19 protein-coding genes are annotated in these 18,355 nt (G+C 64.2%); 6 read left to right on the forward strand and 13 right to left on the reverse strand.

Annotated elements, in window-relative coordinates; translation table 11 throughout:
* Positions 1-6 precede the first annotated feature (6 nt).
* Entirely contained in the window at positions 7-333 is a 327-nt protein-coding gene (locus LDZ27_RS02160; protein ID WP_244815113.1) for a DUF3761 domain-containing protein, read from the reverse strand.
* 113 nt (positions 334-446) lie between these two features.
* Positions 447-1,541: a redox-regulated ATPase YchF gene (gene ychF / locus LDZ27_RS02165; RefSeq protein WP_244815114.1), complete on the reverse strand. Its 1,095-nt coding sequence runs from the start codon at positions 1,539-1,541 to the stop codon at positions 447-449.
* 200 nt (positions 1,542-1,741) lie between these two features.
* Between ychF and LDZ27_RS02170 the strand changes: the two genes are divergently transcribed.
* The 4 genes from LDZ27_RS02170 (at position 1,742) to LDZ27_RS02185 (ending at position 6,412) form a co-directional block, all read left to right on the forward strand.
* Positions 1,742-2,914 carry a UbiH/UbiF family hydroxylase gene (locus LDZ27_RS02170; RefSeq protein ID WP_244815115.1) on the forward strand — a complete coding sequence of 391 codons (1,173 nt, stop codon included), beginning with the start codon at positions 1,742-1,744 and terminating at the stop codon, positions 2,912-2,914.
* Between the two features lie 77 nt (positions 2,915-2,991).
* A complete protein-coding gene (locus tag LDZ27_RS02175) occupies positions 2,992-3,723 on the forward strand; it encodes a DsbC family protein (protein ID WP_244815116.1) in 732 nt (243 codons plus the stop codon).
* A gap of 115 nt (positions 3,724-3,838) precedes the next feature.
* Positions 3,839-5,656: a M61 family metallopeptidase gene (locus LDZ27_RS02180; protein WP_244815117.1), complete on the forward strand. Its 1,818-nt coding sequence runs from the start codon at positions 3,839-3,841 to the stop codon at positions 5,654-5,656.
* A 159-nt stretch (positions 5,657-5,815) separates the two neighbouring features.
* Positions 5,816-6,412 (forward strand): FMN-dependent NADH-azoreductase, encoded by a 597-nt coding sequence (locus LDZ27_RS02185; protein WP_244815118.1) that lies wholly within the window; start codon positions 5,816-5,818, stop codon positions 6,410-6,412.
* Positions 6,413-6,486: 74 nt separating this feature from the next.
* Here LDZ27_RS02185 and LDZ27_RS02190 read toward each other — a convergent pair whose 3' ends face one another.
* The 8 genes from LDZ27_RS02190 to rpe all read right to left on the reverse strand — a co-directional run bounded on the left by LDZ27_RS02190 (position 6,487) and on the right by rpe (position 13,693).
* On the reverse strand, positions 6,487-7,260 hold the full coding sequence (locus LDZ27_RS02190) for a uracil-DNA glycosylase (protein ID WP_244815119.1): 774 nt from the start codon (positions 7,258-7,260) through the stop codon (positions 6,487-6,489).
* On the reverse strand, positions 7,257-7,910 hold the full coding sequence (locus tag LDZ27_RS02195; protein WP_244815120.1) for a CYTH domain-containing protein: 654 nt from the start codon (positions 7,908-7,910) through the stop codon (positions 7,257-7,259). Before LDZ27_RS02195 ends, LDZ27_RS02190 begins: the two co-directional genes overlap by 4 nt.
* 12 nt (positions 7,911-7,922) lie before the next feature.
* Positions 7,923-8,708 (reverse strand): indole-3-glycerol phosphate synthase TrpC, encoded by a 786-nt coding sequence (gene trpC, locus LDZ27_RS02200; protein ID WP_244815121.1) that lies wholly within the window; start codon positions 8,706-8,708, stop codon positions 7,923-7,925.
* Positions 8,709-8,719: 11 nt separating this feature from the next.
* Positions 8,720-9,751: an anthranilate phosphoribosyltransferase gene (trpD, locus tag LDZ27_RS02205; RefSeq protein ID WP_244815122.1), complete on the reverse strand. Its 1,032-nt coding sequence runs from the start codon at positions 9,749-9,751 to the stop codon at positions 8,720-8,722.
* Between the two features lie 3 nt (positions 9,752-9,754).
* A complete protein-coding gene (locus tag LDZ27_RS02210) occupies positions 9,755-10,339 on the reverse strand; it encodes an aminodeoxychorismate/anthranilate synthase component II (RefSeq protein ID WP_244815123.1) in 585 nt (194 codons plus the stop codon).
* Positions 10,340-10,351: 12 nt separating this feature from the next.
* Complete coding sequence (gene trpE, locus LDZ27_RS02215) at positions 10,352-11,848, reverse strand: anthranilate synthase component I (RefSeq protein WP_244815124.1); 1,497 nt, start codon at positions 11,846-11,848, stop codon at positions 10,352-10,354.
* Positions 11,849-12,275: 427 nt separating this feature from the next.
* Positions 12,276-13,007, reverse strand: a complete 732-nt coding sequence (locus LDZ27_RS02220) for a phosphoglycolate phosphatase (RefSeq protein ID WP_244815125.1) — start codon at positions 13,005-13,007, stop codon at positions 12,276-12,278.
* Complete coding sequence (rpe, locus tag LDZ27_RS02225) at positions 13,004-13,693, reverse strand: ribulose-phosphate 3-epimerase (RefSeq protein WP_244815126.1); 690 nt, start codon at positions 13,691-13,693, stop codon at positions 13,004-13,006. The genes LDZ27_RS02220 and rpe overlap by 4 nt, the downstream gene beginning before the upstream one ends.
* A gap of 259 nt (positions 13,694-13,952) precedes the next feature.
* Here rpe and apaG point away from each other — a divergent pair, with 259 nt between their 5' ends.
* On the forward strand, positions 13,953-14,327 hold the full coding sequence (apaG, locus tag LDZ27_RS02230) for a Co2+/Mg2+ efflux protein ApaG (RefSeq protein WP_244815127.1): 375 nt from the start codon (positions 13,953-13,955) through the stop codon (positions 14,325-14,327).
* Between the two features lie 94 nt (positions 14,328-14,421).
* The gene (locus tag LDZ27_RS02235) at positions 14,422-15,663 is read left to right on the forward strand and encodes a murein transglycosylase A (RefSeq protein ID WP_244815128.1); all 1,242 of its coding nucleotides are present in this window, start codon (positions 14,422-14,424) and stop codon (positions 15,661-15,663) included.
* Between the two features lie 3 nt (positions 15,664-15,666).
* Here LDZ27_RS02235 and paaK read toward each other — a convergent pair whose 3' ends face one another.
* From paaK to paaG, 3 genes are all read right to left on the reverse strand, one after another.
* Positions 15,667-16,971 (reverse strand): phenylacetate--CoA ligase PaaK, encoded by a 1,305-nt coding sequence (gene paaK / locus LDZ27_RS02240; protein WP_244815129.1) that lies wholly within the window; start codon positions 16,969-16,971, stop codon positions 15,667-15,669.
* A gap of 67 nt (positions 16,972-17,038) precedes the next feature.
* Positions 17,039-17,425 carry a hydroxyphenylacetyl-CoA thioesterase PaaI gene (gene paaI / locus LDZ27_RS02245; RefSeq protein WP_244816012.1) on the reverse strand — a complete coding sequence of 129 codons (387 nt, stop codon included), beginning with the start codon at positions 17,423-17,425 and terminating at the stop codon, positions 17,039-17,041.
* Between the two features lie 61 nt (positions 17,426-17,486).
* Positions 17,487-18,278, reverse strand: coding sequence for a 2-(1,2-epoxy-1,2-dihydrophenyl)acetyl-CoA isomerase PaaG (paaG, locus tag LDZ27_RS02250; RefSeq protein ID WP_244815130.1), 792 nt, complete (start codon positions 18,276-18,278; stop codon positions 17,487-17,489).
* Positions 18,279-18,355: the final 77 nt, after the last annotated feature.

The following is an 18,355-nucleotide window of genomic DNA, read 5'->3' on the forward strand; positions in this document are numbered from 1 at the left end:
GCGCGTTTATTCCCAGCGCGCAACGCCCCCATGCCGCGAGCATGTCCCGCTGTGATGCCGGCTGAAGCTGAACGTTCCGTCGCGGCACTGCGCGCTTGCGCCTTCGGGCACGGCGCCCGAGCGCGCGTGCGCGGGCGAATGTACGACGTTGCCATCGCGGTTGACGTAGTGGCCGTGGTTGTCGAGATCGGATTCGCCGGGCTGCTGGTAGCGATACGCGTCATGGGAATACGCATGCGCGGGCGCAGCGTAACCCGCGACGATGCCCGCCGCGAGAACCCCGCTGATGGCGAACCTGCGCAACGCGGCGCGGATCGCGAATCTCGTGTTCATTCTGATTGGTCTCCCGTCTTTTTGTTTTCGAGCGCACCGCTCATGAAAAAAGCGGAGCCCCTTATCGGGGACTCCGCTTTTCGGCGCAAGCGATGTTGACGCTTCTTGACGCTTTAGACGTTGAACAGGAAGTTCATCACATCCCCGTCCTGCACGACGTATTCCTTGCCTTCCGCCCGCATCTTCCCGGCTTCCTTCGCGCCCTGTTCGCCCTTGAACGCGACGTAGTCGTCGAACGCGATGGTTTGCGCACGAATGAACCCGCGCTCGAAGTCCGTGTGAATCGCGCCGGCGGCCTGGGGCGCCGTATCGCCGATATGGATGGTCCACGCGCGCACTTCCTTCACGCCTGCGGTGAAGTACGTCTGCAAGCCGAGCAGCTTGAAACCCGCGCGAATCACGCGATTCAGCCCCGGCTCTTCCATGCCCATGTCGGCGAGGAAATCGAGCTTGTCGGCGTCGTCGAGATCGGCGATTTCCGCTTCGATCGCCGCGCACACGGCCACCACCGGCGCGTTTTCCGCGTCCGCGTGCTTGCGCACCGCGTCCAGATACGGATTGTTCTCGAAGCCGTCTTCCTTCACGTTGGCGACGTACATCGTCGGCTTCGATGTAATCAGGCAGAACGGCTTGATGAGCGCCTGCTCGTCGTCCGTCAGCGGCAGCGCGCGCACGGGCTTCGCCTGATCCAGTTGCGCGCGGACCTTCTCGAGCACCGCGACGAGCTTCGCCGCTTCCTTGTCGTTGCCCGATTTCGCCGCCTTCGAGTAGCGCGTGAGCGACTTTTCGACGGTAGTCAGGTCCGCCAGAGCGAGTTCCGTGTTGATGACTTCGATATCCGCCAGCGGATCGATCTTGTTCGCGACGTGAATCACGTTCTCGTCCTCGAAACAGCGCACGACGTGCGTGATCGCGTCCGTTTCGCGGATGTTCGCGAGAAACTGATTGCCGAGCCCTTCGCCCTTGCTCGCGCCCGCGACGAGACCCGCGATGTCCACGAACTCGACGACCGCCGGCAGGATGCGCTCCGGCTTTACGATTTCCGCAAGCGCGTCAAGGCGCGCATCGGGCACTTCGACGACGCCGACATTCGGCTCGATCGTGCAGAACGGATAGTTTTCGGCGGCGATGCCCGCCTTGGTCAGTGCATTGAAAAGCGTGGACTTGCCGACGTTAGGCAAGCCGACGATGCCGCATTGGAGGCTCATGGAATCCTTCGAACTGGTGAGACGGCGCTTCGCCGCGCGGGTTTCGTCAAACGATGCGCGCCGGGCGGCGACATGGAGCGCCCGCCAGCGCTGCGGCCGCACGGGCGGCCGGGCAAACCGGTATTGTACCGCCCGCTCGCGCCGCCGTTTCCTTGCGCAGGCGTCAAATCCGCCGCAAACCTCGCGGCTATAATGCCCGGATGACTTCGCATCCCCTGACCTTTCACGCGGTCGTCGTCGGCGGCGGGCTCGTCGGCAAGACCGCCGCGCTCGCGCTCGCGCAGTCCGGCTTGCGCGTCGCGCTGCTCGCGCCGCAAGCGGCAGGCTTGCCGCCCGGCGCCATGTTCGACTCGCGCGTCTACGCGCTGTCGTCGAGTTCGCAGACGCTTCTGGAACGACTGCGCGTCTGGCAGGCGCTGGATCGCTCGCGGCTCGCGCCGGTGTTCGACATGCGCGTATTCGGCGACGCCCACGCGGAATTGCATTTCTCGGCGTTTCAGGCATCGGTGCCGCAACTCGCGTGGATCGCCGAATCGACGTTGATCGAGCAATCTCTCGACGCCGCGTTGCGCTTCGCGCCGAATCTTTCGTGGTTCGAGGCGCGCGCGCAGGGCATGACCATTGAAAACGACGCCGCGCATCTCGTGCTTTCGAGCGGCGAAACGCTGGAGACCGATCTCATCGTCGGGGCGGACGGCGCGCATTCCTGGGTGCGCGCGCAGATGGGCGCGAAGATGGATCGGCGCGATTACCGGCAAACGGGCGTCGTCGCGAACTTCAAGACCGAAAAGCCGCACGGCGAAACGGCGTATCAGTGGTTCAGGGACACGGAAATCATCGCGCTGTTGCCGCTTCCGGGCGATCATGTGTCGCTCGTCTGGTCGGCGCGCACGGAGCACGCGGAGGAACTCGTCGCGCTCGATCCGGCGCAGCTCGCCGCGCAAGTCGAGCACGCCACGCAGAACATGCTCGGGGCGCTCGAATGCGTGACGCCCGCGCAAGGCTTCCCGCTCGGGCTGCAGACGGTGGACCGGCTGATCGCGCCGCGCGTGGCGCTCGTCGGCGATGCCGCGCATCTCATTCATCCGCTGTGCGGGCAGGGCATGAATCTCGGACTGCGCGATGTCGCCGCGCTCGCCGACGTCATCGCGAACAAGGAAGCCTTCCGCGATCTCGGCGATCCCAATCTGCTGCGGCGCTACGAACGCGCGCGCCGCGAAGACATTCAAAAGCTGATGATCGTCACCGACGGCATGCAACGGCTTTTCTCGGCGCCGGGCACGCTCGCGCGCGCGGTTCGCAATACGGGGATGGCGCTCGTCGGCGCGCAGCCGCTCGCCAGGCGCTGGCTCGTGTCGGCGGCGCTCGGATGACGCGCCGGCTTCGAGGCTCGACTTTCATTCAGCGGGCGCGCGCATCACGCGTCGCCTCGCATTCACGGGAAAACGGCATGAAAACGATACTTCGCTTGAGTCTCGCCACGGCTGCGGCGCTCGCCGTCACGGCGGGACTCGGCTGTTCGGCGCAGGCCGATCAAACCACCGACAAGCTCAAATCGACGCTCGAAGCGCGCATGGGCGACGCGAGCATCAAGAGCATCGACAAGACGCCGATTCCAGGCGTCTACGAAGTGAATCTCGGCTCGCAGATCGTCTACAGCGACGCGACCGGCAACTACGTGATGATCGGCGATCTCGTCGACACGCGCAGCAACAGGAATCTGACCGAAGCGCGCCTTGCGGAAACCAACAAGATCGACTTCGCGAAGCTGCCGTTCGAAAACGCCGTGAAGGTCGTGAAGGGCGACGGCAGCCGCAAGATCGCCGTGTTCTCCGATCCGAATTGCCCGTATTGCAAGCAGCTCGAATCGACGCTCAAGTCGATCGACAACGTGACCGTGTACACGTTCCTGTATCCGGTGCTGTCGCCGGATTCGACGGCAAAGTCGAAGTCGATCTGGTGCTCGAAAGACCGCGCGATGACGTGGGAAAGCTGGATGCTCGACCGCAAGGCGCCGACCACGGCCGGCACGTGCGATACCGTCGCCATCGACAAAAATCTCAAGCTCGGTCACGCGATGAACGTCTCCGGCACGCCGACCATCTTCCTCGCGGACGGCCGCCGTTTGCCGGGCGCGTTGCCGGCCGACCGGCTGGAGAAGGAACTGTCGGCGACGCACTGAGTTCCGGCGGATCAGAGGACAGGAGGCGCGAGGGCGCCTCCTTCGTTTTACGGCTTGCCGTTTTCGCGCACCGCGCGATTGCGGCGGCGCCCAAGAACAAGAAGAAAGGACGAACATGGCAACGACTTCGCTTTCGCAACCGGTGCGCTACAGCATCGTTCCGAAAAATCCGACCGCGCATCTTTTCGAAGTGACGTGCACCGTCGCCGAGCCCGACCCGGCCGGCCAGCGTTTCATGCTTCCGGTGTGGATTCCGGGCAGCTACATGATCCGCGAATTCGCGCGCAACATCGTGACGCTGCAGGCGTTCAACGCGGCGGGCCGGCGCATCGCGATCGAGAAGATCGACAAGCACGCGTGGCAAGCCGCGCCGCACGACGGCCCGCTCACGCTGCGCTATGAAGTCTATGCGTGGGATATGTCGGTGCGCGCCGCGCATCTGGACGACACCGTCGGCTTTTTTAACGGCACGAGCGTGTTCCTCGCGGTCGAGGGGCAGGCGGGCGCGCCGTGCATCGTCGACATTCAGCCGCCGGCGGGCGGCGCGTATCGCAACTGGCGCGTGGCGACGGCACTTGCTGAATCGCGCGGGACGAAGCGCTACGGCTTCGGCAACTATGAAGCGGCGAACTACGATGAACTCGTCGATCACCCGGTCACGCTCGGCGAATTCGCGCTCAGTGGTTTCACCGCGCACGGCGTGAAGCACGACATCGTGATCGCGGGACGCGTCGTCGCGCTCGACATGCAGCGGCTCGCCGCCGATCTCAAGCGCGTTTGCGAAGCGCAGATCGCGCTCTTCGAACCGCGCACGAAGAAAGCGCCGATGGACCGCTATGTGTTCATGACCGTCGCCGTGAGCGATGGTTACGGCGGTCTGGAACATCGCGCATCGACCGCGCTGATCTGCAATCGCGCCGACCTTCCGGTGCAGGGCCGGCCGGAGATGACGGACGGTTATCGCACGTATCTCGGCCTGTGCAGCCACGAGTATTTCCATACGTGGAACGTCAAGCGCATCAAGCCGGCGGCGTTCGCGCCCTACGATCTGTCGCAGGAGAATTACACGTCGCTGCTGTGGCTCTTCGAGGGCTTCACGTCCTATTACGACGACCTGATGCTCGTGCGCAGCGGTTTGATCGGCGCGGGCGAGTATTTCTCGCTGCTCGGCAAGACCATCGGCGGCGTGCTGCGTGCAAGCGGCCGGTTGAAACAGTCGGTCGCGCAGAGTTCGTTCGACGCGTGGGTCAAGTACTACCGTGCCGACGAGAACGCCGCGAACGCGATCGTCAGTTACTACCAGAAGGGATCGCTCGTCGCGCTCGCGTTCGATTTGTCGATCCGCGCGCAAACGGGCAACCGCAAGTCGCTCGACGACGTCATGCGCCTGCTGTGGCAGCGCTACGGACGCGACTTCTACAACGGCAAGCCGCGCGGCATCCGCGAGGAAGACGTGGAGCCGCTCTTCGCCGAGGCGACCGGCGCGGACCTGCGCGCGCTCTTTCGCGACGGCGTGCGCGGTACGCGCGATCTTCCGCTCGATGCGCTCTTCGAGCCGTTCGGCATCGCGCTCGCCCCCGACATGCCGACCAACGGCACGGCCGGCAAGCCGTCGCTCGGCGCGCGCGTGCGCGGCGGCGCGGAATGCGCGGTGGCGGTCGTCCATGACGGCGGCGCGGCGCAGAAAGCGGGGCTGTCGGCGGGCGACGTGCTCGTGGCGATCGATGGCCTGCGCGTCACCGGATCGAATCTGGATGCGCTGCTGTCGCGCTATGTGCCGGGCGCGAAGATCGAAGTCCACGCGTTCCGCCGCGACGAACTGCGCCGCACCGAACTCAGGCTCGACGCGCCGGAAGTGTCGCGCTATGTGCTGACCGCGATGGATGGCCGCGGGCCGTCGAAGCAGTGGCGCGAACGCTGGCTGAAAGGCTGAACGCGAGGCGTAAGGCGAGACTGAACGCAGACGGATTGTTCCGCCGATGCAACAATCCGTCGCGGCCCGGCGGCTTTTTCCCGGACGTCGAAAAACGAAGAATGCTTCCTGACGCGGACACGCCCAGTGCCTGCAACCTCATCGAAGAAGGAAGCCATCATGACGACGATCCTGCAAATCAACTCCGCTGCCCGTTCGCAAGGTGCGCAATCGACGCTGCTCGCCGACGAACTCACCGCAAAACTGCAACAAAGCAATCCGGGCGCGAAGGTCGTCGTGCGGAATCTGCTCGCTGACAAGCTGCCGCACCTCGACGACGCAACGCTCGGCGCGTTCTTCACGCCGGCCGACCAACGCACGCCCGAGCAAGCCGAGATCAACGCGACGAGCCTTGCGCTGATCGAAGAACTGCAGGCGGCGGATGTCGTCGTGATCGCGGCGCCGCTGTACAACTTCGGCATTTCGTCGCAATTGAAGGCGTATTTCGACCAGATCGCGCGTGCGGGCATCACGTTCCGCTACACCGCGAACGGTCCGGAAGGTCTCGTTACGGGCAAGAAGGTGTTCGTGGTGTCGGCGCGCGGTGGCAAGTATGTGGGCACGCCGCACGATTCGCAGACGCCGTATCTGCAGTCGTTCCTCGGCTTTCTCGGCATGACGGACGTCAGCTTCATCTACGCCGAAGGCCTGAACATGGGCGCGGACGTGGCCGGCGCGGCGCTCGCGCAGGCGCGTGAGGCGATTGCGGCGCTGTAAGTCTTCCTTAGCGCTCCAATGTAAAAAACCCGCTGCGTCTTCGGACGCAGCGGGTTTTTTTACGTCGATCGCGTTTAGCCGGGCAAGCGCCAGTCGATCGGCTCGCGTCCGTGTTCACTCAGATATGCGTTGGCGCGCGCGAAATGTCCGCAGCCGAGAAATCCGCGATGCGCCGAAAGTGGCGACGGATGCGGCGCTTCCAGCACGCAATGCGCCTTGCCCGTGCCTTCGATCAGGCCGCGCTTCGCCTGCGCATGCGCGCCCCACAGCATGAACACGAGGCCATCGTGTCGAAGCGCCATTTCGTGGATGAGCGTGTCCGTGCACTGTTCCCAGCCGCGCTTGGCATGGCTGCCGGCCTTGTCGCGCTCGACCGTCAATGACGTGTTCAGAAGCAGCACGCCTTGCTTCGCCCAGGCGTCGAGGCAACCGTGCGAGGGCGCGGCCAAACCGAGGCTCGCGTGAATCTCCTTGAAGATGTTGCGCAGCGACGGCGGCGGGCGCACCGGCGCGGGCACCGAAAACGCGAGGCCGTGCGCTTGCGGCGCGCCCTTGTCCTCGCCGTGATACGGGTCCTGGCCGAGGACGATGACTTTCACGTGCGCCGGGCGCGTGAGACGCAACGCGCGGAAGACATCGGCGGGATAAACGGTCTTGCCGGCGGCGCGTTCCGAATCGACGAACGCGCACAGCGCCGCGTACCGCGGACTATCGATGAACGCCTGGAGATGACGCCGCCAGTCTGCCGGCAGCGCCTCGAACTGGCTTTCGAGCGTGATGGCCGATTGCGTCGCCTGCGTCGGTTCCGAGGCCTCAGGCTCCGCGAAGAGGGATGACTGGCGGTTCATGCTTCTGCGTCGTTGAGGTCGCTGCGCGGCTTTTCGCGCAGGCGATACCCGCGCTGTGCCTTGCTCAGGTCTTCGGGATCGAGTTCGGGAAACGCGCCGCGCAATTCCGCCGAAAGCGATTCGAGCGCGCTTTCGTCGCCCGATTTCAATTCCAGTTCCAGCTCGCTGATTTCCGCGCGGCGCGTTTCGCCGTCGATCTGCGCCGTGATCTCGCCGAGATCGAGCGCCACCTCGATCTGCGAGCCTTCGTGCTCCACGTCCCAGACGATGCGCGCGTAATCCGTGCGAAAGAGCGCAACGAGTTCCGGCGCGGCGGCTTCCAGCGCTTCGCGCGCGGCTTCGTCGTCGCAGGCGGCGAGAAGCGCGTCGATTTCGAGCGCCTCGCCCTTCACCGGCATTTCCCACTCGTGGCGGCTGTGCATGCCGGCTTTGGCTTCGCCGAGCGTCTTGTACGTTTGCAGCCATTCGTCCGGCATGCGGCGCAGGCGCAGCGCGGCTTTAGCCTGCGCGAGCGCGAGCGTCGGCGTGTCGAAGTAGACGTTGCCGAGCTGCAGCGGCTTGCCCGCGCCGGTGCGTTCGTCGAAGAAACGCGCGACGTCGTCGTGTTGCGTCGGCGGCAGCGCCAGCTTGATTTCCCGTTCGATACCCACGATGCAGTCCGGTTAGAAGAACATGCGGGCGAGTTCCGCGCCCGGATCGTCGGCTCGCATGAAGGCCTCGCCGACGAGGAAAGTGTGCACGCGCATCGCGCGCAGCCGTTCGACATCGACGCGCGACAGAATGCCGGACTCCGTCACCACGATGCGCTCGTCCGGCACCATTTCCAGCATGCCGATGGTCGTGTCGATCGTCGTCTGAAACGTGCGCAAATTGCGGTTGTTGATGCCGATGAGCGGCGTCTTGAGCGTGAGCGCGTCGCGCAGTTCGTCGGCGTCGTGCACTTCGACGAGCACCGCGAGACCGAGCGAATGCGCATACGCTTCCAGGTCCTGCATCTGCGACAGTTCCAGTGCAGCCGCGATCAGCAAGATGCAGTCCGCGCCCATCGCGCGGGCTTCGATGACCTGATACGGGTCGATGATGAAGTCCTTGCGCAGCACCGGCAGGCTGCACGCGGCGCGCGCTTCCTCCAGATACGCGACGCTGCCCTTGAAGAACTGAACGTCGGTGAGCACGGAAAGACATGCGGCGCCGCCTTTTTCGTACGAACGTGCGATGTCGGCGGGAACGAAGTGCTCGCGCAGCACGCCCTTGGACGGGCTCGCCTTCTTCACTTCCGCGATCACCGCGGCGTGTCCTGCCGCGTGCTTCGCGCGTAATGCGCCGACGAAATCGCGCAAGTCGCGCGCGCTCGCTTCGAGCTTAAGTTCTTCGAGCGGCGCGCTCTGTTCGGCCGCGCGAACTTCCTCGCGCTTGACCGCGATGATGCGGTCGAGAATGTCGCTCATGTCCGGTCCCGTTATTTCGTGAATTGCTGCGTGAAGCGTACCAATGCGTCGACCTTCTCGCGCGCCGCGCCGCTCTCGATCGCCTCGCGCGCGGCGGCCATGCCGTCCGCGATCGACTCGACGATATCCGCTGCGTAAAGCGCCGCGCCGGCGTTCAGCGTCACGATCTCGCGCGCGACGCCCGCCTTGTTGTTGAGCGCGCCGAGCAGCATCGTCTTCGATTCCTGCGCGTCTTGCACCTTGAGCGAACGGTTCGAAACCATCTGCAAGCCGAAGTCTTCCGGATGAATCTCGTATTCCGTCACTTCGCCGTGCTTCAGTTCGCCGACTTTCGTCGCCGCGCCGAGCGAGACTTCGTCCATGCCGTCCTTGCCGTACACGACGAGTACGTGCTTCGCGCCGAGGCGCTGCATCACGCGCACCTGAATGCCGACGAGGTCCTCGTGAAACACGCCCTGAAGCTGGTTCGGCGCGCCGGCCGGATTCGTCAGCGGCCCGAGAATATTGAAGATGGTGCGCACGCCGAGTTCGCGTCGCACGGGCGCGATGTTCTTCATCGCGGGGTGATGATTCGGCGCGAACATGAAACCCATGCCCGTTTCGTGGATGGACGCGGCCACTTGTTCCGGCGTCAGGTCGATGTTCACGCCGAGCGCTTCAAGCACATCCGCGCTGCCCGACTTGCTCGACACGCCGCGATTGCCGTGCTTCGCGACCTTCGCGCCGGCTGCGGCAGTTACGAACATCGTCGCGGTGGAGATGTTGAAGGTATGGGAGCCGTCTCCGCCGGTGCCGACGATATCGACGAAATTCGAGTTGTCCGCCACTTCGACGTGATTCGCGAACTCGCGCATGACGGTCGCGGCCGCCGCGATCTCGCCGATGGTCTCTTTCTTCACGCGCAAGCCGGTGATGATCGCGGCGGCCATGACGGGCGACATCTCGCCGCGCATGATGGTGCGCATGAGATGCAGCATTTCATCGTGGAAGATTTCGCGGTGCTCGATGGTGCGCTGAAGCGCTTCCTGTGCAGTGATCGTCATGTCTTACGCCCGCGTGCCCGACGTTGTGCTCTTCACGAACTTTTCGAGCAGCGCGTGGCCGTGCTCGGAAAGAATCGATTCCGGATGGAACTGCACGCCTTCCACTTCCAGTTCCTTGTGGCGCACGCCCATGATTTCGCCGTCCGGCGTCCATGCGGACACTTCCAGGCAGTCGGGCAACGACTCGCGCTCGATGGCGAGCGAGTGGTAGCGCGTGACGTTGAAGTGTTTAGGCAGGTCTGAAAACACGCCCTTGCAGTCGGTCTCGATCTGGCTCACCTTGCCGTGCATGATCGTCTGCGCGCGCACGACGCGCCCGCCGAACGCTTCGCCAATTGCCTGATGACCGAGGCAAACGCCGAGAATCGGCAGCTTTCCGGAGAATTCGCGCAGAACGTCGAGCGTGATGCCCGCGTGCTGCGGGTTGCTCGGTCCAGGCGAGAGACAAATGCGCTCGGGCGCGAGCTTCGCGATGTCGTCGAGCGTGATTTCGTCGTTGCGATACGTGCGCACGTCGCAGCCGAGTTCGCCGAAGTACTGGACCAGGTTATAGGTGAACGAATCGTAGTTGTCGATCATCAGCAGCATGGTCTTGTCTCCTCAGAAGTCGCTGTCGAGGCCGTCTTGCACTTGCTCGGCGGCGCGCAGCACGGCGCGCGCCTTGTTTTCCGTCTCTTGCCATTCGGATTCCGGCACGCTGTCCGCGACGACGCCCGCCGCCGCCTGCACGTACAGATTGCCCTTGTGGATGAGACCGGTGCGAATGGCGATCGCGAGATCCATTTCGCCGCTGAACGAGAGATAGCCGACCGCGCCGCCATACAGCCCGCGCTTGACCGGCTCGAGTTCGTCGATCAGTTCCATCGCGCGGACTTTGGGCGCGCCCGAAAGCGTGCCGGCCGGGAAGGTTGCGCGCAGCACGTCGAAGTTGCTCATGCCCGGCTTGAGCGTGCCTTCGACCGAACTCACGATGTGCTGAACATGCGAGTACTTCTCGATGATCATCTTGTCCGTGACCGCGACGGAACCCGTCTGCGCGATGCGCCCCACGTCGTTACGCGCGAGGTCGATCAGCATGACGTGTTCAGCGACTTCCTTCGGATCGTTGAGCAGTTCGGTGGCGAGCTCGGCGTCGCGCTCGGGCGTGTTGCCGCGCGGCCGCGTGCCGGCGAGCGGGCGAATCGTCACGATGCGATCGTCCGCGCGTTTTTCCTGTCGCACGAGGATTTCGGGCGATGCGCCGACGACGTGAACTTCGCCGCCGAAGTTGTAGTAATACATGTACGGCGACGGATTGAGCGAGCGCAACGCGCGATACAGCGAAAGCGGGTTGTCGCGGAACGGCTTGATGAGACGCTGGCCGACTTGCACCTGCATCAGTTCGCCCGCCGCGATGTACTCCTTCGCGCGACGCACGGCGTTCAGGTAATCGTCCTTCGCGAACTCGCGGTACGTCTCCGTGCGAACGCTCGCCGATGTGACGGGCGGCTGAACCGTCGCGCGCAGACGGGCGCGCAACTCGCGCAGCCGGTGCTTCGCCTTCGCATACGCTTCGGGCTTCGTCGGGTCGGCGTAGACGATCAGATACAGCTTGCCCGCGAGATTGTCGATGACCGCGACTTCCTCGGTCACGAGCAACTGGATGTCCGGCAGGTTCAGATCGTCGTGCGGCGCCGTGTGCGCGAGCTTCTTCTCGATATAGCGCACCGCGTCATAACCGAAGTAGCCGGCAAGACCGCCGCAAAAGCGCGGCAAACCGGGGCGCAGCGCAACTTTGAAGCGCTTCTGGAAGCGCTCGATGAAGGCGAGCGGATCGCCTTCGTCGGTCTCCGTCACGTTGCCATCGGTGACGACTTGCGACACGCCGTTTTGCACGCGGACCGTCGTGCGCGCCGGCAAGCCGATGAACGAGTAACGTCCGAAACGTTCGCCGCCGACCACCGATTCGAGCAGAAACGAGTTCGCGCCATTGCGCTCGCTCTGCGCGAGTTTCAGGTAAAGCGAAAGCGGCGTCTCGAGGTCGGCGAGTGCTTCGGCGATGAGCGGAATGCGGTTGTAGCCTTCGTTCGCCAGCGATTGGAATTCGAGTTCGGTCATGTTGCGATCCTTGATCGACGCGCGTTCTTCCGGTTGAAACGCGGCGTCGGGAGAGGCAGGGCGCTGCGGGCGGCTCGTCTCTCGCTTCGTCGCGGGATGCGCTCGAGCGACGCGGCATCGAATGAATCACGATGCAGCTCGGAGCGCGATCGAGTCTTGCGTGGCGGCGTGTGCTTCGCGCCCGGCAAAACGCCGGACGGCACGAGCCGAAACAAGCCTCGATATGCGACAAATCAACGGAGACGGCGCAGGAGTGCGCAGCGAAACAAAAAACGGATGCTGAAGCGATTCGCGGCGAAAGTCGGCAAAACGCGACATGGCTTCAGCGTACCTCGGGCGAGGTTAGCGCGACCAGCGACGCCAGGGCCAGGCTCCCCGGTCGATGCTGCTCAGACTCCGTTTTCTGTTGAGAAACATGAAAGATGGACTATTCAGTCAGTGTGGTGTTCGGCGGCGCGAGCGTTGCGGCGATAGCCGAAGCTGCGGCGCGCAGCGTGGAAACTATACCATCGGATTTCACCGATTGCACAGCTTTCCCATGGTTGTAGCCGTAGGGCACGGTGAGCGTCGCCATGCCGGCTGCGCGGCCCGCGAGCGCATCGTTCTCCGAATCGCCAACGGCCACGGTTTCGCGCGGCAAGACGTCGAGCCGCTCGCAAGCGGTGAGCATCGGCAAGGGATCGGGCTTCTTCAATGGCACCGAATCGCCGCCCAGAATCACCTTGAAATAATGCGCGACGCCGAAGTGCGACAGCAGTTCGACGGCAAAGCGATGCGGCTTGTTCGTCACGCACGCGAGCGCGATGCCGAGTTCGCGCATCGCTTCGAGGCCTTCCTTGACTTCGGGAAAGAGCGTGGAATGCTTGCCGTTGATCTTCGCGTATTCGCTTTGATACGTGGCGAGCGCGTCGTCGAACTGCGCGGTGGCCTGGGGATGCGGCAGACGCGCGGCGAGCACGCTGCGAATCAGATTCTCCGATCCCTTGCCGATGTAGCCCACGACTTCCTCACGCGTGACGGCTTCGAGGCCGATGCGCGCGAGCATGCCGTTGAGCGCGGCCACGAAGTCGTCGGCGGTATCGACCATCGTGCCGTCGAGATCGATGATTGCGGCGCGAATCGGCCGGCTGGAGAAGGCGGTCGCCGTGACGTCGCTCATTGCTGCGCTCCCGATTTAGCGAGTTCGCCGCGCATTGCGTCGATCACCTGCTTGTAGTCGTGCTTGCCGAAGATGGCCGAGCCCGCGACGAACGTATCGGCGCCGGCCGCCGCGATCTCCGCGATGTTATCCACTTTCACGCCGCCGTCGATCTCGAGATGGATCTCGCGGCCGGTGCGCTCGCGATAGGCGTCGATGCGCGTGCGCGCCTCGCGCAGCTTGTTGAGCGCTTCCGGAATGAAGGACTGCCCGCCGAAGCCCGGATTCACCGACATGATCAGAATGAGATCGAGCCGGTCCATTACATGATCCAGATAATTGAGCGGCGTCGCGGGATTGAAGACGAGCCCGGCCTTGCAGCCGTGATCGCGGATCAGCGACAGCGTGCGGTCGATGTGGTCCGATCCTTCGGGATGAAAGCTGATGACATTGGCACCGGCCTTCGCGAAATCGGGCACGATGCGGTCAACGGGCCGCACCATCAGATGCACGTCGATGGGCACGTCCACATGCGGGCGAATGGCTTCGCAGACCATCGGGCCGATCGTGAGATTCGGCACGTAATGGTTGTCCATTACGTCAAAGTGAATCCAGTCGGCTCCGGCGGCGACGACGTTGCGGACTTCCTCGCCGAGCCGGGAAAAATCGGCGGAAAGAATGCTGGGAGCGATATGAAATTGCGCCATGGACGTATCTGATGTGGGGCCGGAGGGACCGCGGAGTGCATGTGCGGTCAACGCGAAACCGACGGTCTGAAGCGTGATTCTAACCCGCGTTTTCCTTGACGTAATTCGGCCGGACGGCCAGCTTGACGCCGCCGGATGGCCGTGAGAGGCCCGAACTGTGTTGCGGGCACGGACGGCATCAAGCAGAATGCGTGACCAGTAGCGGCGCACCCGCGCGCTGTTTGCCGGCAGCGCAGCGACGATTTGAATTGGAACGACGATGAGCCAGTACGAATTCACCGTGTCCGTCGAGACGCGATATTTGCCCGAACAGTCCGACCCGGATAGCCGCCAGTATGCTTTCGCCTACACGCTGACGATCCGCAACACCGGCGAGGTCGCGGCTCAGTTGATCTCGCGTCACTGGATCATCACCGACGGCGACAATCACGTGCAGGAAGTGAAAGGGCTCGGCGTGGTGGGGCAGCAGCCGTTGCTCGCGCCCGGCCAGCAGTTCGAATATACGAGCTGGGCTGTCATCGCGACGCCCGTTGGCACGATGCGCGGCGAGTATTTCTGCGTGGCGGAAGACGGCGAGCGCTTCGAAGCGCCGATCGCCGAATTCGCACTGCACATGCCGCGCACATTGCACTGACGTGCAAAAGCGGTCCTCAGTCAGTCAGCGGCGCTTGGCCGGGCCGCTCGCGCGGTTCTGGTGCTTTTTCTTGCCCGAAGCCGTCCACACGACGATGAAAATCAGCAAGGCAAGCGCCACCAGCGCCTCGAGCGCGAAGATGAGCATTGGATATTCGTCGAACAGATCAGCCATGGCGGTTCCCATCAAGAACAAGCATTGTATGCATATCGTGCGGCGCGCCGCACAAGGAGCGGCGTGGGCCGCGTCGGTTGCAACGGCTGTGTTGCTCGCCTCGTGCGGCGGCGGCAGTTACGTGAAGCCCGGCCCCGGCACGGCGGGCGGAACGCCCATCACGACGGGGCAACACGCCGCATCGCGCCTGACCGCCGTAAGCTGGCAGCAAGTACCGGGTTGGCAGGACGACTCGCTGATCGGCGCGACCGCCGCGCTCCGTCAGAATTGCAGCCGCCTCGCGCGCCAGCCGAACTGGCAGAAGGCGTGCGCGGCAGCGCAACGTCTCGACGATCTCGATATGTCATCGGCTCGCGATTTCTTCGAAACGTATTTCACGCCGTTCCAGCTCGCCAACACCGACGGCACGCTCGACGGCCTCGTCACCGGCTATTACGAACCGCTGTTGCGCGGCTCTCGCACGCGCCACGGAGCGTATCAGTACGCGTTGTATCGCTGGCCGTATCGTTATAAACCCGGTTCCGCGCTGCCGGCGCGTGCGCAGCTCGAACGCTCGGGCGTGCTCAACGGCAACGAACTCGTGTGGGTGGACGACCCCATCGAAGCGTTCTTCCTGCAAGTTCAGGGCTCGGGACGCATCGTTATGGAAGACGGCAGCGTCATGCGCGTGGGCTTCGGCGGCACGAACAACCAGCCGTATCGGTCCATCGGCAAGGAACTGCTCGATCGCGGCGAACTCACGCCCGCGCAAGCGACGATGCAAGGCATCAAGGCGTGGGCAAAGGCCAATCCGTCGCGCGTCGATGCGCTCCTCGACGTCAATCCGCGCTTCGTGTTCTTCCGCGAAACGCCCGCGAACGACGTCATGACGGCGAGCCTCGGCGATGGCCCCGTCGGCGCGCTCGGTGTTCCGCTCACGCCCGAACGTTCGATCGCGGTCGACCCGTCCGCGATTCCGCTCGGCACGCCCGTCTTCCTGCAAACCACGCGGCCGCTCAGCAATCAGCCGATGAACCGCCTGGTTTTCGCGCAGGACACCGGCACGGCCATCAAGGGCGGCGTGCGCGCGGACTACTTCTGGGGCCTGGGCGACGACGCGGGCGATCTCGCCGGACGCATGAAGCAGGGCGGAAGAATGTGGCTTCTGATGCCGAACTCCTGATCCTCACGCCTTCGAGTTTCGCTTGTCGACCACCCGCCGCGCCTTGCCCACCGACCGCTCTATGCCGTTCACCGCGAGAACGTTGATTTCCGCGCTCACGCCGATGAGCGCCTTGATGTCGTAGGCGAGCGCGGCTCTTGCGCTTTCGAGCGCCGCCGAATCCGGCGCGGATTCCGGGCACGGCTCGCAGTTGAGCGTGAGAACGTCGAGCGGGCCGTCTTTCGTCAACACGATCTGATAATGCGGCGCGAGCACCGGACGCTTCAGCAGCAGTTCTTCGATCTGCGTCGGGAATACGTTGACGCCCCGCACGATCATCATGTCGTCCGAACGGCCGGTGATCTTCTCCATGCGCCGCATGGTGCGCGCGGTGCCCGGCAATAGCCGCGTGAGATCGCGCGTGCGATAGCGGATGATCGGCAATGCTTCCTTCGTGAGCGAGGTGAATACCAGTTCGCCGAATTCGCCGTCGGGTAGCACTTCCCCCGTGTCGGGATCGATGATCTCGGGATAAAAGTGGTCTTCCCAGATCGTCGGCCCGTCCTTCGTTTCCGCGCACTCCGACGCGACGCCCGGCCCCATCACTTCCGACAGTCCGTAAATATCGACGGCGTCGATGCCCATGCGCTCTTCGATCGCGCGACGCATGTCGTTGGTCCACGGCTCCGCGCCGAAAATGCCGATGCGCAGCGAACTGCTCGCCGGATCGACGCCTTGGCGCTCCAGTTCATCGGCGATGGACAGCATGTAGCTCGGCGTGACCATGATGATGTCGGGACGGAAGTCCTGAATCAGCTGGACCTGTTTCTCGGTCTGCCCGCCGCCGAACGGAATGACGGTGAGACCCGCGCGCTCCGCACCGTAATGCGCGCCGAGGCCGCCGGTGAAAAGGCCGTAGCCATAGCTCACGTGCACCTTGTCGCCGCGACGGGCGCCGGCCGCGCGAATGGAACGCGCAACCAGATTCGCCCAAGTGTCGATGTCCTTCGCCGTATAGCCGACGACCGTCGGCTTGCCCGTGGTTCCCGAGGACGCGTGAATGCGCGCGACGCGTTCCTGCGGCACGGCGAACATGCCGAACGGATAGTTGTCGCGCAGGTCCTTCTTGGTGGTGAAGGGAAAGCGCGCGAGATCGGCGAGGGACTGGACTTCGTCCGGACGAACGCCCGCTTCGTCGAACTTGCGCCGGTACACCGGCGAGTTCTCGTAGGCGTGCGAGAGCGTCCATTTCAGGCGTTGAAGCTGCAGCGCCATGAGTTCGTCGCGGCTCGCCTTTTCGATCGGTTCGAGCGGCAGCGGTGTAGTCATCGATGTCTCCTTCATGCTCGCCATGCGGCGCGTCTCTCAGTGGCGCGTCCGCGCGGTCGATCGTCCATTAAACGGGGATCACGGTGCCCTTGATCTGCGCCGACTTGCCGCGGAACATCGCGACCGTCTCGCCATCGCGATTGGTGACGCGGATATCGTAGATGCCGCTGCGTCCACTCAGCGTCTGCTCGACGGCCTCGGCTGTCAGCCGGTCGCCGCCCTGCACCGGCCGGAGGAACTCGATGGAGCAGCCTGCGGCGACCGTACTGACGTTGTACGAGTTGCACGCGAATGCGAACGCTGAATCGGCGAGCGTGAACATGAGGCCGCCGTGGCAGATGGCGTGGCCGTTCAGGAAGTCCGGGCGCACGTTCATCTGCAGACGCGCATAACCCGGGCGTACTTCGACGAGTTCGATGCCGAGCGCGCGCGAACATGCGTCCGCTTCGTACATGGCCTTCGCGGTGGCTTGCGCCAGTTCTTGAGGCGTCACAGATGTCTCCGGGGAATTGTTCTTACAGCCCTTCGAAGCGAGGCGCGCGTTTCTCTTTGAACGCGGCGACGCCTTCTGCATAGTCGTGCGATGCGCCGAGTTCGCGCTGCAAGTCACGCTCGAGGTCGAGCTGCGCGTCGAACGTGTTGTTCGCGCTCGCGCGCATCGCCTGTTTGATAGCAGCGACCGCGCGCGCCGGCTGCTGCGCGAGCTGCACCGCGAGTTGCGCGGCGGCCTGTTGCAACTCGGCGTCCTCCACCACGCGCCAGACGATTCCCCACGCTTCGGCCTTCTCCGCGCTCAATTTCTCGCCGGTCAGCGCGAGTCCGAGCGCACGCGATTCCCCGACACGGCGCGGCAGCAGCCAGGTTCCGCCCGAATCCGGCATGAGGCCGATCTTCACGAACGCCTGAATGAAGATCGTGGAGCGCGCCGCGATGACGATGTCGCAGGCCATCGCCAGATTGGCGCCCGCGCCGGCCGCCGTGCCGTTGACAGCGGCGACGACAGGAAGCGACATCGCCTGGAGGCGGCGCACGAGCGGATTGAAGTGCGCGTCGATCAGTTCGCCGAGGTCGGACATGGCGCCGGGCGTGAAGTCGAGGTCGGCCAGGTCCTGGCCCGCGCAGAAGCCACGGCCCGCACCGGTGATGACGACGGCGCGCGCGTTGCTCGCCTCGATCTGCGTGAGCGCATGGCTTAGCTGGCCATGCATCTCGCGCGTAAAGCTGTTGAGCTTGTCCGGGCGGTTGAGCGTGATCGTCGCGACGCGCGTATCGGCATCGATGTGAAACAGGACGGACTTTTCGGACATGGCATCTCCTTGGGTCGCAACGCGGTTCGCTTGCGGACACGCCGATATTAGGCGCGCTGACCTCAGCTTTCCATTAG

The organism is Caballeronia sp. Lep1P3 (assembly GCF_022879595.1).
Lineage (GTDB): Bacteria > Pseudomonadota > Gammaproteobacteria > Burkholderiales > Burkholderiaceae > Caballeronia.

Bases quoted from the DNA above. Each gene is read 5' to 3' on its own strand.
- LDZ27_RS02220 (WP_244815125.1), bottom strand. From the start codon at position 13,007: ATGAGCGACGTCACGGCGACCGCCTTCTCCAGCCGGCCGATTCGCGCC.
- apaG (WP_244815127.1), top strand. From the start codon at position 13,953: ATGAGCCAGTACGAATTCACCGTGTCCGTCGAGACGCGATATTTGCCC.
- LDZ27_RS02170 (WP_244815115.1), top strand. From the start codon at position 1,742: ATGACTTCGCATCCCCTGACCTTTCACGCGGTCGTCGTCGGCGGCGGG.
- LDZ27_RS02180 (WP_244815117.1), top strand. From the start codon at position 3,839: ATGGCAACGACTTCGCTTTCGCAACCGGTGCGCTACAGCATCGTTCCG.
- LDZ27_RS02175 (WP_244815116.1), top strand. From the start codon at position 2,992: ATGAAAACGATACTTCGCTTGAGTCTCGCCACGGCTGCGGCGCTCGCC.
- paaG (WP_244815130.1), bottom strand. From the start codon at position 18,278: ATGTCCGAAAAGTCCGTCCTGTTTCACATCGATGCCGATACGCGCGTC.
- LDZ27_RS02210 (WP_244815123.1), bottom strand. From the start codon at position 10,339: ATGCTGCTGATGATCGACAACTACGATTCGTTCACCTATAACCTGGTC.
- LDZ27_RS02190 (WP_244815119.1), bottom strand. From the start codon at position 7,260: ATGAACCGCCAGTCATCCCTCTTCGCGGAGCCTGAGGCCTCGGAACCG.
- ychF (WP_244815114.1), bottom strand. From the start codon at position 1,541: ATGAGCCTCCAATGCGGCATCGTCGGCTTGCCTAACGTCGGCAAGTCC.
- rpe (WP_244815126.1), bottom strand. From the start codon at position 13,693: ATGGCGCAATTTCATATCGCTCCCAGCATTCTTTCCGCCGATTTTTCC.
- LDZ27_RS02160 (WP_244815113.1), bottom strand. From the start codon at position 333: ATGAACACGAGATTCGCGATCCGCGCCGCGTTGCGCAGGTTCGCCATC.
- LDZ27_RS02185 (WP_244815118.1), top strand. From the start codon at position 5,816: ATGACGACGATCCTGCAAATCAACTCCGCTGCCCGTTCGCAAGGTGCG.
- paaK (WP_244815129.1), bottom strand. From the start codon at position 16,971: ATGACTACACCGCTGCCGCTCGAACCGATCGAAAAGGCGAGCCGCGAC.
- trpE (WP_244815124.1), bottom strand. From the start codon at position 11,848: ATGACCGAACTCGAATTCCAATCGCTGGCGAACGAAGGCTACAACCGC.
- trpC (WP_244815121.1), bottom strand. From the start codon at position 8,708: ATGAGCGACATTCTCGACCGCATCATCGCGGTCAAGCGCGAGGAAGTT.
- trpD (WP_244815122.1), bottom strand. From the start codon at position 9,751: ATGACGATCACTGCACAGGAAGCGCTTCAGCGCACCATCGAGCACCGC.
- LDZ27_RS02235 (WP_244815128.1), top strand. From the start codon at position 14,422: ATGAAAATCAGCAAGGCAAGCGCCACCAGCGCCTCGAGCGCGAAGATG.
- paaI (WP_244816012.1), bottom strand. From the start codon at position 17,425: ATGTACGAAGCGGACGCATGTTCGCGCGCGCTCGGCATCGAACTCGTC.